Annotated in this window: 2 pseudogenes; both read left to right on the forward strand. The window is 61.1% G+C overall.

What is annotated here, in order from left to right:
* Positions 1-334, forward strand: a pseudogene (locus tag J4E58_RS31770) (potassium-transporting ATPase subunit B); the annotation flags it as partial.
* A 129-nt stretch (positions 335-463) separates the two neighbouring features.
* A pseudogene (locus tag J4E58_RS31775) lies at positions 464-550 on the forward strand (potassium-transporting ATPase subunit C); the annotation flags it as partial.

The raw sequence follows: 550 nt of genomic DNA on the forward strand, positions 1-550 counted from the left end.
CGGCGCCCTGACCACCTTTTCCATTGCCAACGACATCGCCAAGTACTTCGCGATCTTGCCGGCGCTGTTCGCGGCGATTTATCCACAGCTCGGCGTGCTCAATGTCATGCAACTGAGCAGCCCGCAGAGCGCGATCCTCTCGGCGATCGTGTTCAACGCCCTGATCATCGTCGTGCTGATTCCGCTGGCCCTGCGCGGCGTGCGGGTACAGGCGGCCAGCGCGGCCCATCTGTTGCGCCGCAACCTGCTGATCTATGGCCTGGGCGGGATCCTGGTGCCGTTCCTGGGCATCAAGCTGATCGACATGCTGCTGACGGCTTTGCATCTGGTGTAACCCTGCGACCCTGTAGGAGCCAGCTTGCTGGCGATAGCGTCAACCCAGTGCGCCAGACGCACCGCATCGCTAGCAAGCGGGTTCCTACGGAGTCCGGGTAAACCCGTTAACCGAATCGAGGATTTGATGATGTCCACAGTATTGCGTCCGGCCTTGAGCCTGATTGTGTTGATGACCCTGATCACTGGCGTGGCCTATCCGCTGGTGGTCACCGGT

This window comes from Pseudomonas sp. FW305-25, assembly GCF_017351415.1.
In the GTDB taxonomy this organism is placed as follows: Bacteria; Pseudomonadota; Gammaproteobacteria; order Pseudomonadales; family Pseudomonadaceae; genus Aquipseudomonas; species Aquipseudomonas chlororaphis.